This window comes from Kitasatospora sp. NPDC091257, assembly GCF_044757675.1.
Lineage (GTDB): Bacteria > Actinomycetota > Actinomycetes > Streptomycetales > Streptomycetaceae > Kitasatospora > Kitasatospora lactacystinica.
In genome coordinates, this window is sequence record NZ_JBIVVI010000125.1 from 1 (window position 1) to 11,864 (window position 11,864).

Here is an 11,864-nt window from a genome sequence, read left to right on the forward strand (position 1 = left end):
CCGGCCCGACCACGCCCCCCCGACCACCGGACGGGCCCCTCCGAACACCCTCGCGTCGGCGTGTCGTCCGGCAAATGTGCCAGTGGCACAGGTCTGCTGAACGGGCCACTCGCAGGAGGCCCGCAGAATCAACAGAACACCTTCAAATCAAGGGAGTTGACGCTCAGTCAGTTGTCATGTGGAGTGAACATGACGCTCTGGCCGGCGTCGGCGCCCCGGGGGATGGGGCCGGTCGGCCGTGGCTGCCATCGGCGCAAAGGGGGAGCATCCTGATGGCATACGCGAAGGGTTATGACGTCTCCGACTTCCAGTCGGGCATCCCGGGGGACGCGGAATTCGTCTTCATCAAGGCCACCGAAGGCGGCCACACCGGCCAGTCGGGGTACACCGACAAGCTCGCGGACGCCCGGGGGCGCGGGCTGGTGGTCGGGCACTACCACTTCCTGCACGCGGAGAACCCGGTCGACGGTGAGGTGGAGCACTTCTGCCGGGTCGTGGGGCAAGTGCCCGCGGGCGAGCTGCTGGTGCTGGACTTCGAGCCGTACGGACAGTCGGTCGGCGACGGCGACGCGACCGAGGCGAAGAACCGGTGGCTGGCGGCGGTCAAGCAGCGTTACCCGGACCGCCTGGTCGGGCTCTACACCAACCGGGACTACTGGTTCCGGACGGACGACAACGCCGGTGACTTCCTGTGGATAGCGGACTACGTGCCCGCGGGTTCGCCGCGGATCCAGGCGTCCTGGCGCTTCCACCAGTACAGCGACGACCCGCTCGACGCGGACGTGTTCAACGGCTCGCTGGACGAGTTGCGGGCGTGGGCCGGCGCCGGCCGGACCCCGGACCCCGAGCCTCCCGCGCCGACCCCGACCCCGGGGCCGCAGCCGCCCGACTGGCCGGGGCTCCAGCTGGTGCCCCGGGACCAGTGGGGCGCGCGGCCCTGGCGCGAGCCCAACGGTTCGATCCTGTACGCCGGTCCGCGCGCCGGAGTGAAGGTGCACTATCTCGGCACGGCGTACACCTTCGACAGCCACGACACCTGCCCGGCCTACGTACGGCGCCTCCAGGCCTCGCACATGGACGACGACGGCTGGTCGGACATCGGCTACAGCTTCGTGGTCTGCGAGCACGGCCACGTGTTCGAGGGCCGCGGGCTGAACCGGCGCAACAGCGCCAACGGCGATGTCCCGCTCAACGAGGCGCACTACGCGGTGTGCGGGCTGGTCGGCGCCTCCGGCTCGACCGTGCCCACCCCGGACCAGCTCAACGGGCTGCGGGACGCGATCGAGTACTGCGAGCAGCAGGGCCCGGCGGGCCCGGAGATCAAGGGGCACCAGGACGGCTACTCGACCGACTGTCCCGGCCCGGCGCTGTACGCCTGGGTGACGTCGGGTGCGCCGCGCCCCTCCGGCACGGTGGTCACCCCGCCCCAACAGCCCGCGCCCCAGCCGGACCCGACCCCGGAGCCGACCCCGGCCCGGTACCAGAACAGCGTCGGCGGCCTGCCGTACGGCTACGGCGCGCACGGTCCGCAGGTCACCCTCGTCGGCGAGGCGCTGGTGGCGGCGGACTTCGGCTCGCACTACAGCCAGGGCCCCGGCCCGGACTGGACCGACGCCGACACCCTCAACTACGCCGACTTCCAGCGCGGTCTGGGCTACTCCGGCGGGGACGCGGACGGCGTGCCCGGCGAGGCCTCGCTGCGCCGGCTGCTCGGCGGGGCCGTCCCGCTCGCCGAGGTGTCGAAGTCGAGGGTGGTCGCGGCGGCTCGCCAGGACCCGGACGCGGCCCAGGGCGCCACCACGTACCCGGACGACGTGTACACGGTGGAGCGGGCGCTCGTCGCCGAGGGGCTGCTCGACCGGCAGTGGGCCGACGGCTCGTTCGGCACGAAGACCGTCGACGCCTACGCCGAGTTGCAGCGCCGGTACGGGTACGGCGGGCAGCAGGCGGACGGCATACCCGGCATCAACTCGCTGACCCGGCTCGGCCAGGCGCACGGCTTCACCGTCGTCGGCTGACACCGGCCGAGGAGGACAGATGTACCAACTCGCCCTGTCGCTGTGGCGCACGTGCGTGCCCTACATCGTCGCGTTCCTCGTGGTGCAGGCCGCGCGGCTCGGCATCCACCTGGACAACGCCTCCGTCACCTCCGCCCTGGTCACCGGCTTCGGTACGGTCTACTACGCCGCGTTCCGGTTCCTGGAGCACCGGTTCGGCGCGAGCTGGGGCTGGTTCCTGGGGGCCGCCCGGCCGCCGTCCTACCAGCCGCCGGTCCCCGCGCCCACACCCGCACCCGCACCCGCACCTGCCGCACCCGCACCTGCGCCCGCCGCACCTACGCCTGCGCCGTCCGCACCCGCACCCACGCCCGCAACGACGCCGGAGCCCGAGCCGGAGCCCGCGCCCGCGCCCGCGCCCGCGCCCGCAACGACGCCGCCGGACCCCACGCCGGCCCGACCCGACTACCGGAACCTGCCCGAAGGCGGCTGACGGGCGCCCGCACAAGGGTTGCGGACCACCATATTCCGCAACCCCGAAATCAGGCCCAGTAATACAATTAGCCTTTCACGTTCAGGCCTTGACGAATTGTCACCTGAATCCGAGACTGAGCCTGCCACCAATGCATCCGGATCCCATTCAACGGCCTCTTGATGCACGAAGTGAACGGAGGGGGAATTGCCGACGACACCGACCTACCCGGGCGTCTACATCGAAGAGCTTCCCAGCGGCGTCCGTACCATCACCGCGGTGAGCACCTCGGTGACCGCCTTCGTCGGGGCCACCCGGCGCGGCCCGCTCGACCAGCCGGTCACCATCACCAGCTTCGCGGACTTCGAACGCCGTTTCGGCGGACTCGCGGGTCAGAGCCCGGTCAGCTACGCCGTCCAGCAGTTCTTCCTCAACGGGGGCTCGGTCGGGGTCGTGGTCCGGGTCGCGGCGGCCGGCACCGGCGCCGCCGCGGGCGTCACGCTCAACTCGACGCAGTCCTCCACCGCCACCCCGGCCCTGGAGGTCACGGCCGTCGAGCCGGGACTCTGGGGCGGGGGGCTGCGGGTCGCCGTGGACTACCGGACGCCGACCCCGGCCGAGACCTTCAACCTCCAGGTCTTCGACACCTCCGGCGCCGTCCGGGAGTCCTTCGCGGACCTGTCGGTCCGGGCCGCCAGCCCCCGGTTCGCCGAGACGGTGGTGAACAGCGGCTCGGGCGTCGTCCGGGCGAAGGTCCTGGCGGAGAGCCGACCGGACCCGGTGGGCACCGTCTCCAAGCCCTTCGCGGCCACGCTGCCGGACCTCACCCACGAGATCCAGGTGAAGATCGCCGACATCTCGCGGACCGTCAAGATCTACGACCCGGCCGCAGACGGCACCGCGCCGACCACCGTCCCCGAACTCGCCCTGCTGCTGGAGCGCAAGCTGCGGGCCCTGCCCGACTCCCCGGGCAAGCGGGCCTTCGCGGGCACCCGGGTGAGCGTGTTCGGGCGGCAGCTCCAGGTCGTCGCCGGCTCCACCGACCCGGCCGACGTGGTGCGCTTCCTCGGTGAGGCCGCCAACAACCTCGGGCTGGAGGGCTCGGTCAACCCGCCGGTCCTCGCCCTCGCCGGCGGCCAGGACGGCGCAGCCCCCGGCATGACCGACCTGATCGGCAGCGAGGCCGGCAAGACCGGCATCCAGGCCCTGCGCGACGTGCCGGACGTCAACCTGCTGGTGCTGCCGGAACTGGCCGGCTACGCCAGCCTGGACGACGCCGTCACGGTCGTCTCGGCCGCCCAGGCACTCTGCGTGGAGCAGCGGATGTTCCTGATCGTCGACTCGCCGCAGGCGTGGACGACACTGGACGCCGCCCGGGCGGGCCTGTCCGCCTTCGACTCGGTGCGCAGCGACCACGCCGCGCTGTACTTCCCGCACCTGGAGCTGGTCGACCCGCTCACCGGCCGGCTGCGCAGCTTCCCGCCGTCGGGCACCATCGCCGGCGTGATGGCGCGCACCGACGGCCAGCGGGGCGTGTGGAAGGCACCCGCGGGCACCGAGGCCGGACTGCCCGGGGTGCGCGCGCTGACCGTCCCGCTGACGGACCGGGAGAACGGCCTGCTGAACCCGCTCGCGGTGAACTGCCTTCGGACGTTCCCGGTGGTGGGCCCGGTGGCCTGGGGCGCGCGGACCATGGCGGGCGCCGACGTGCTCAGCTCGCAGTGGAAGTACGTCCCGGTGCGGCGCCTGGCGCTGATGCTGGAGGAGAGCCTCTACCGCGGCACCAAATGGGTCGTGTTCGAGCCCAACGACGAGCGGCTGTGGGCGCAGATCCGGCTGAACGTGGGCGCGTTCCTGCACTCGCTGTTCCAGCAGGGCGCGTTCCAGGGCACGTCGGCGCGCTCGGCCTATTTCGTCAAGTGCGACAAGGACACCACCACGCAGGACGACATCAATCGCGGTGTGGTGAACGTCGTGGTCGGATTCGCGCCACTCAAGCCCGCGGAATTCGTGATCGTCAAGATCGAGCAGCTCGCCGGACAGTTCGAGGTTTAGGATCTCCATGGTCGAGTTCACCGTCAATCCGCACCGGTTCGATCCGTACAAGAATTTCAAGTTCCTGGTCGTCTGGGACGGTCGGGTCGTCGCCGGAATCAGCAAGATCAGCCCGCTCAAGCGCACCACCGAGGTGGTGAAGCACCGCAGCGGGGGCGATCCGAGCGCGCCGCGCAAGTCGCCGGGGCGCACCGACTTCGAGGCGGTCACCCTGGAGCGCGGGGTCACTCACGACCCGGAGTTCGACCGCTGGGCCAACAAGGTCTGGATGGTCGGCGCGGGCCGCGGGGCGGAGGTCTCGTTGCGGGACTTCCGCAAGGACCTGGTGATCCAGGTGCTCAACGAGGCCGGTCAGGTGGCGGTCGCCCACAAGCTGTACCGCGCCTGGCCGAGTGAGTACCAGGTGCTCGGCGAACTGGACGCCAACGCCAACGCGGTGGCGATCCAGAGCCTCAAGCTGGAAGTGGAGGGCTGGGAGCGGGACGAGGAGACGCCCGAACCGGAAGAGCCCTCGTTCCAGCAGCCGGCCTGAGCGGCCGACCGATGGAACTCGCCGGCGAGGCCGCCCTGTTGGCCGCCTGGGAGGCCGGGCTGGCGGCCGGCCGCACCGGGCGGGCCCTGCTGCTGCACGCCGTCGCCCGTCCGGGCGCCGGGACGGAGGAGCTGCTGGCCGTTCCACTCGGCCATCGGGACGCCGAACTGTACGGCCTGCGCGCCGAGTTGTTCGGCGAACGGCTCAATGTGCGGGTCAGCTGCCCGAGTTGCGCGGAGGAGATGGAGTTCGCCTTCGACTCCGGGGAGGTGGTCGGTGCCGCGCGGCCGGCGGACGGCCCGCTGCGGGTGGAGCTGGACGGCTGGCAGGTCGGCTTCCGGCTGCCCACCCCCGGCGATCTGGCCGCCGCCGAACAGACCCCCGCGGACCAGGCCAGGGCCGTGGTGCTGGAGCGGTGCGTGCTGATCGCCGAGCACGGCGGGGAGCCGGTCGCCGCCCGGCAGCTCCCCGAACCGGTCCAGCGGCGCGTGGCCGAGGCCGCCGCCGCAGCCGACCCCTGCGCCGACGTCCGGCTGCACCTCGGCTGCCCCGAGTGCGGCGAGCAGGCCCTCGCCGAGCTGGACATCGCCTCCTACCTCTGGGAGGAGCTGGACGACTGGGCCCGGGCGACCCTGCTCCATGTCCACCTCCTGGCCACCGCCTACGGCTGGAGCGAGGCGGAGATTCTGGCGCTCAGCCCACTGCGGCGCCGCTACTACCTGGAGCTGTGTGCAGATGCCTGACCACTTCGACCGCCTGGTGGCGAAGGGCGGCCCGGGCAGGGACCGGACCGGGGTACGGGTGCGTCCGCGCCTGCCGGGGCCGTTCGAACGGCTCGACGCGCTCGCTCCGGCGCCGCCGGTCGTGGACGAGGAGTCGTTCGGGCCGGGCCGCTCGGGCGGACGACCCGTTCCCGTGCCACTCCCCCGGCCGCCGGCGACGCCGCCCGCGGCGCCGGTCGAAAGGGCGCTGCGGGCGGTGGTCGGTGAGGACAGGCCGGCTGTCGCACCCGTCCTTCCGCTGCCGCGCACGCCGCTGCTGATCGCGCCGCCGGTCACCCCCGGTGCCGCACCGGCCGTCGAGCCGGCGGTGCGGAGGGAGGCCGCCCGCCCGGCAGCCGTACCGACGCCCGTCACCGCACGACACCTGGCGGCCGCCCCCGAGCCGCCGACCGCGGCACCGCCCGTACCGGCCCGGCCGGCCGCCGCACCGGCGTCCGTACGGCGGGCCGCCGGGGCAGCTGCTCCGGGCCGGGCGCACGGGACCGGGGCCCGACGCCGGCAGCGGCCGGTCGAGCGGGTGGTGCGGGTCCAGATCGGGCGGGTCGAGGTCAAGGCCGCCCAGCGCACCCCGGCCGGACCGCCCAAGCCGGCGGCCGCCCGCCCGGGCCCGGCCCTCGACCTGGACAAGTACCTCGACCGGGAGACCTCATGAGCGGGCGGGTGGGGCACATGACCGAGGGGACGAACCCGTGAGCAACCACCTCGCGATCGCCACCGTGAGCGAGGCGCTGCGGCTGCTCATCACCCGAGCGCTCTCGCCCGACATCCCGTTCGCGGTCGAGGTCGGCGCCCGCAAGCCGCCGACCGAGCCGCCCACCGACCCGACCATCACCGTCTTCCTCTACCAGGTCACGGCCAACGCCTCGCTCCGCAACCGCGACGCGCCCACCCGCGCGACGGACGGCACGGTGCTGGCCCGGCCAGCCTCCGCCCTGGACCTGCACTACCTGATCAGCTGTTACGGCGAGGAGTCCCAGCTGGTCGGCCAGCGGCTGCTCGGCTGCGTGGTCCGGGCACTGACCGAACAGCCGGTGCTGTCCCGGCAGTTGATCGAGGAGGCAGCCGCCCAGCCGTACCTGGTGGGGACGGACCTGGCCGCCTCGCCGCAGCGGGTGCGCTTCACGCCCACGACGATGGACGTCGAGGAGCTGTCCAAGCTGTGGAGCACGCTGCTCCAGACGCCGTACGCGCTGTCCGTGACCTACCAGGCCGCCGCCGTCCTCGTGGAGGGCAGGGTCGATCCGGTGGCCGGCAAGCCGGTGCTGCGCCGTACCGTGCGGGCCGTGCCGTCCCGTGGGCCGGTCGTGGAGCGAGTGCTGTCCCGGCCCGCCGGGTCCCCCGGTGCTCCCGGGGAAGGGCCGGTGACCAAGGACCGGGAACTGGTGCTGGAGGGCACCGGCCTGCGCGCCGACCTGGTCGTGGCCCGGCTGGGCGAGCGGCGGGTGCCGGTCGACCCGGGCGGCGTCCGGGACGACCGGCTGGTGGTCGCCGTCCCGGAGGACCTGCCGCCCGGCGTGTACCAGGTGCAGGTCCTGCACGGACTGGCGCTGGACGGCAGGCCCGCCGCCGACCACCTCGCGCTGGAGTCCAACGCGCAGACCTTCGCCCGGCAGCCGCGGATCGTCGGGCCGATCGGCACGGCGGACCGCGGCGACGGACCCTCCGGGGTCTCGGCCCGGCTGGACGTCCGGCTGGACCTGCCGCTCCGGGACGACCAGCAGGTCCTGCTGCTGCTGGACGAGTTGCACCCGCCCGCCGGGCGGCGCGGGGCGAGCCACCAGTTCCGCGCGCCCGCGCCGCCGCAGCCGCGCACCGACCCGTACGAGGTCCGGGTGCCGGTCGTCGGCGTGCGCCCGACCGCGTACCTGGCCCGGGTCCAGGTGGACGGCGTGCCCAGCGAGTTGACGGTGTCGAGCGACGGAACGTTCAACGGTCCCGTCGTGGACCTGACGCACTGACCGCAGGACGGGGGATCCGGATGAGCACGCGTCGAAGGCAGGGCCGCGACGGCCCGGCGGACGAGCCGCACCGGCAGGCGCTGTCGGCCGCGGTCGCCGCCGTGCTCGACCGCGTCGACGCGCACGCGGCCGGCCGCGACGCGGGTGACCCCACGTCGTCCGACAAGGCCGCCGGCCGCCGGGGCGGACGGCGGCAGCCCACCACCGCCCTGGACGCGCTCAGCGCCTCCTTCGGGCTCACCCCGTTCGAGCGCGACGTCCTCGTGCTGGCCGCCGCTCCCGTGATCGACCCCACCGCCGCCGCCCGGTGCGCCGCGGCCGGCGGCGACCCCGGGCGCGCTCACCCGACCTTCTCGCTCGCCCTCGCCGCCCTGGACCAGCCGCACTGGAGCGCCCTCACCCCGGTCGGCCCGCTGCGCCGCTTCCGGCTGGTCGAGCTGGACGACGAGACCGCACTCACCGCCTCCCGGCTGCGGATCGACGAGCGGGTGCTGCACTTCCTGGTCGGCGTGCCGTACCTGGACGTGCGGCTGCACGGCCTGCTCACCCGGGTCGGGCCGCCCGGCGAGCTGCCCGAGCCCCACGAGCGGTGCGCGGCCGAGCTGGCCCTGGGGTGGACCGCGGCCGGGCTGACCGGCCCGCCGCACACCGAACTGACCGGCGCCGACCGCCGTACCCGCTGGGAGATCGCGGCGGCGGCGGCCCACCGCGCCGGGCTCGGCCTCTACGCCGCGCACCGCGAGGACCTGCCCACCGAGCCCACCGAGCGCGAGCAGCTCGCCCGGCTGTGGCAGCGGGAGGCGATCCTGATCCCGGCTGCGCTGCTGGTGGAGGGCGGCGAGCCTGGCCGGGAGCACCCGCGGTCCCCGAACGGCACGGAGGCCTTCCTCACGAGCCTGGCGGTGCCGCTGGTCGTCTCCGGCGACGAGCTCCCGGCGGAGGGGGCCTCGGACCGGGCCAGGCTGACCGTACCCGCGCTCGGCCCCGAGGAGCAGCTGGCGATCTGGGCCGCGGAACTGGACGGTGCGCCGGGGGTCACCGAGGGCGAACTCCGCGCGCTGGCCGCGCAGTTCTCACTGCCCGGCCATGTGATCCGCGCGGCCGCGGCGACGGCGCGGCGGGCGGCCGAGGACGGCCGGGACATCAGCCCGCTGGCCTGGCACGCCGGTCTGACGGAGGCCCGGATGTCCCTGGAGGAGCTGGGCCGGCGGGTCGAGCCGCGGGCCGGCTGGGAGGACCTGGTGCTGGAGGAGCGCCAGCGCTCGATCCTGCGCGAGATCGTCGCCCACGTCCGCCGGCGCGGCACGGTCTACCAGGAGTGGGGCTTCGAGTCGGTGCTGCGCCGCGGCCTCGGCGTCACCGCGCTGTTCGCCGGCGGGTCGGGCACCGGGAAGACGCTGGCGGCCGAGGTCGTCGCCGGGCAGCTCGGCGTGGACCTGTTCGTCGTCGACCTCTCCCAGGTCGTCAGCAAGTACATCGGCGAGACCGAGAAGAACCTCCGACGGGTCTTCGACGCGGCCGAACGCGGCGGCGCACTGCTGCTGTTCGACGAGGCCGACGCGCTGTTCGGCAAGCGCAGCGAGATCAAGGACAGCCACGACCGCTACGCCAACCTGGAGGTCAGCTACCTGCTGATGCGGATGGAGGCCTACCGGGGCCTGGCCGTGCTCACCACCAACATGAAGAAGGCGCTGGACCCGGCGTTCATGCGGCGGATCAGGTTCGTGGTCGACTTCCCGTTCCCCGGGGTGCCGGAGCGCGCCGAGATCTGGCGCCGGGTCATCCCCAAGGAGACCCCCAGCCAGGGCCTCGCCCCGGAGCGGCTCGCCCAGCTCACCGTGGCCGGCGGCTCCATCCGCAACATCGCGCTGTCCGCCGCCTTCCTGGCCGCCGACGAGGACTGCCCGATGCAGATGCGGCACCTGCTGGCCGCCGCGCGCACCGAGTACCTGAAGCTGGAGCGCTCGCTGACACCCTCGGAGGTCGGCGGATGGATCTGACCGACGGGGCTGCGACGGGGAGGGACGGCGCCGGGCGGAGCGAGGCCGAGCCCGGTGGCGCCGAACGGGTCGAGCCCGGGCACGGGGGCGCCGGGCGGATCGAGGTCGAGATCGGCGAGCTGGTCCTCGACGGCTTCGCACCCGTCGACCACGACCGGCTGACGGCGGCGTTCCGGAGCGAACTGACCCGCCTGGTCGAGGCGCGCGGCGTGCCGCTCGCGGTCGGCGGCGACCGCACGCTGGACCTGCTCTCCGGGCTGCCGCCGCTCCCGGCCGGCGCCTCACCGCAGCGGCTCGGCGAGGCGCTCGCCCGCGCCGTGCACGCCGGGCTGTCCGGCGGTGGCCGGCCGCCGGGACGGGGGCGGACATGACTCGACCCGCCCTCGCGACCAAGGACTCCGCACCGGACACCGAGCAGGGCTCGGCCCGGCGCAGGACCCGGGCGCCGAAGGCCCGTACACCCGAGCCCAAGGAGATCGTCTCCGGCGCCGGCCAGCCGCTCGACCCGGGCGTGCGCCGGGAGCTGGAGGCGCGGCTCGGGCACGACCTCAGCCGGGTCCGGGTGCACACCGACCGGGACTCCGCCGCGCTGACCGAGCTGATCGGCGCGGACGCCGTCGCCGTCGGCCCGGACCTCTTCTTCGGCGAGGGCAAGTACCGGCCCGCCGCCGAGGACGGCCGGCGGCTGCTCACCCACGAGCTGCTGCACACCGTCCAGGTCCCGAACCCGCTCGGCGCGCTACGGGTCGGCCGCGACCTGGGCGCGGTCAGCCTGCCGCAGGACGCGATCGAGCGGGAGGCGGAGCAGGGCGCGCGCGACGACCGGCCGACGGCGGCGACGCCGGGTGCCACGCCGGGGTGGCTGCGCTACGCGACCGTCGACGCCGACCGGTTCCGCGCCGAGCGGCTCGACCCGGCCACCCTGGTCGACCGGCTGGCGGCCGGCATCCTGCGCTCACTGCGTGGCGACCCGACCGACTCCGCCGGCCGGGTCCGCTGGCAACTCGCGCGCTTCGCCCCCGAGTTGCAGGCCTCCGTGCTGGAGCGCCTGGAGATCCGGCTGCCCTCCTCGGACTACACCCGGGTGCTGGAGCTGGTCGAGGCCGCCGAGCACCGCCCGGCCGACCCGGACGGCGCGCAGACGCCCGAACCGGTCACCGATGCCGCTGACCGGACCACCGACGACCGCGAGCGGACCGACCGGAGGGACCGCGGCGAGCGGGACCGGCAGCGGCAACTCGACGAGGAGGCACGGCAGCCGGACGACCCGAAGGGGCGACGCAGGCGCCGCAAGGGTCACGGTGACGCGGAACGCCCGGAGGAGCGGGGCGAGCAGCAGGACGAACAGCAGGCGCCACCCACGGAGGCCGAGGCCGCGCAGCCGCGGGCCGATCAGGCCCAGCCTCCTGGGCAGGCGAAGCCGTCGACCGTCGAGGCGGCCCCGGACGCGGACTCGGAGCAGTCGCCCGCACCGGTCGAGGAGGCCGCCGCCCAGCCCGTGGCCACCGTCGTACCGGACTCTCCCGAAGCCGGGCAGCCGGACCCCGCCGCCCAGCCCTCGGCCGGCACGAAGCCGCAGGACCCCGCCGCCCGTCCGCTGCCGCAGCCCGCGCCGGTCAAGCCCGAGCGTGTGGACACGGTCGCCCGGGCCGAGGACGGTCCGCCGGCCCGGCACGGGCTGCTGGCGGGAGACCGCGAGAAAGCCGAAACACCGGACCAGGAACGGCCGTTGGGCATGGAGCCCGACGCGGAGTCCGAGGTCCAGGACGGACCGGGCAAGGAGCAGGACCGGCAGCCGGCGTCAGCCGACGCCGGGCCGGAGATCTCGCCCGGGGACTTCCTTCCCTCGTCCGACCTCGACGTGTCGGCCGTCCCGACAGCCGATCGGATCAGCCTGTCACCGGACGGCACTCCGGCCGGGAACGCCGAGGCCCCGGAGTTCCCGGAGCCGCCCGCGACCAAGGCCGACCAGGTGCAGGCCGAGCGGGACGGCCGGCCGGAGGAGGACGCGGAGCCTGCGGCGGCACCCCCGGAACAGACGCAGCCCGGGGCGGCACCGCCGCGCAGG

Annotated in this window: 10 protein-coding genes; all 10 read left to right on the plus strand. The window is 74.4% G+C overall.

All coding sequences use genetic code 11. From position 1 onward, the window contains the following. Window positions 1-272: 272 nt before the first annotated feature. Window positions 273-2,018 (plus strand): peptidoglycan-binding protein, encoded by a 1,746-nt coding sequence (locus ACIQOV_RS08640; RefSeq protein ID WP_401046433.1) that lies wholly within the window; start codon window positions 273-275, stop codon window positions 2,016-2,018. A gap of 19 nt (window positions 2,019-2,037) precedes the next feature. After that, window positions 2,038-2,490, plus strand: a complete 453-nt coding sequence (locus ACIQOV_RS08645; RefSeq protein ID WP_401046435.1) for a hypothetical protein — start codon at window positions 2,038-2,040, stop codon at window positions 2,488-2,490. Between the two features lie 186 nt (window positions 2,491-2,676). Further along, the gene (locus tag ACIQOV_RS08650; protein WP_401046437.1) at window positions 2,677-4,524 is read left to right on the plus strand and encodes a phage tail sheath family protein; all 1,848 of its coding nucleotides are present in this window, start codon (window positions 2,677-2,679) and stop codon (window positions 4,522-4,524) included. A gap of 7 nt (window positions 4,525-4,531) precedes the next feature. Further along, the gene (locus ACIQOV_RS08655; RefSeq protein ID WP_049649365.1) at window positions 4,532-5,056 is read left to right on the plus strand and encodes a phage tail protein; all 525 of its coding nucleotides are present in this window, start codon (window positions 4,532-4,534) and stop codon (window positions 5,054-5,056) included. Window positions 5,057-5,067: 11 nt separating this feature from the next. After that, a complete protein-coding gene (locus tag ACIQOV_RS08660; RefSeq protein WP_401046441.1) occupies window positions 5,068-5,799 on the plus strand; it encodes a hypothetical protein in 732 nt (243 codons plus the stop codon). Continuing rightward, window positions 5,792-6,490 (plus strand): hypothetical protein, encoded by a 699-nt coding sequence (locus ACIQOV_RS08665; protein WP_401046443.1) that lies wholly within the window; start codon window positions 5,792-5,794, stop codon window positions 6,488-6,490. Before ACIQOV_RS08660 ends, ACIQOV_RS08665 begins: the two co-directional genes overlap by 8 nt. A 37-nt stretch (window positions 6,491-6,527) precedes the next feature. Beyond that, on the plus strand, window positions 6,528-7,796 hold the full coding sequence (locus tag ACIQOV_RS08670; protein WP_401046445.1) for a DUF4255 domain-containing protein: 1,269 nt from the start codon (window positions 6,528-6,530) through the stop codon (window positions 7,794-7,796). A 20-nt stretch (window positions 7,797-7,816) separates the two neighbouring features. Then, entirely contained in the window at window positions 7,817-9,796 is a 1,980-nt protein-coding gene (locus tag ACIQOV_RS08675) for an ATP-binding protein (RefSeq protein ID WP_401046448.1), read from the plus strand. Next, window positions 9,787-10,167, plus strand: coding sequence for a hypothetical protein (locus ACIQOV_RS08680; RefSeq protein ID WP_401046451.1), 381 nt, complete (start codon window positions 9,787-9,789; stop codon window positions 10,165-10,167). The genes ACIQOV_RS08675 and ACIQOV_RS08680 overlap by 10 nt, the downstream gene beginning before the upstream one ends. Further along, window positions 10,164-11,864, plus strand: a 1,701-nt coding sequence (locus tag ACIQOV_RS08685; protein WP_401046453.1) for a DUF4157 domain-containing protein, incomplete at its 3' end; no start/stop codon positions are given. The genes ACIQOV_RS08680 and ACIQOV_RS08685, both read left to right, overlap by 4 nt.

Excerpts from the sequence above, each read along its gene's own strand:
- ACIQOV_RS08640 (WP_401046433.1), top strand. The coding sequence starts at position 273 with ATGGCATACGCGAAGGGTTATGACGTCTCCGACTTCCAGTCGGGCATC.
- ACIQOV_RS08645 (WP_401046435.1), top strand. The coding sequence starts at position 2,038 with ATGTACCAACTCGCCCTGTCGCTGTGGCGCACGTGCGTGCCCTACATC.
- ACIQOV_RS08655 (WP_049649365.1), top strand. The coding sequence starts at position 4,532 with ATGGTCGAGTTCACCGTCAATCCGCACCGGTTCGATCCGTACAAGAAT.
- ACIQOV_RS08660 (WP_401046441.1), top strand. The coding sequence starts at position 5,068 with ATGGAACTCGCCGGCGAGGCCGCCCTGTTGGCCGCCTGGGAGGCCGGG.
- ACIQOV_RS08665 (WP_401046443.1), top strand. The coding sequence starts at position 5,792 with ATGCCTGACCACTTCGACCGCCTGGTGGCGAAGGGCGGCCCGGGCAGG.
- ACIQOV_RS08675 (WP_401046448.1), top strand. The coding sequence starts at position 7,817 with ATGAGCACGCGTCGAAGGCAGGGCCGCGACGGCCCGGCGGACGAGCCG.
- ACIQOV_RS08680 (WP_401046451.1), top strand. The coding sequence starts at position 9,787 with ATGGATCTGACCGACGGGGCTGCGACGGGGAGGGACGGCGCCGGGCGG.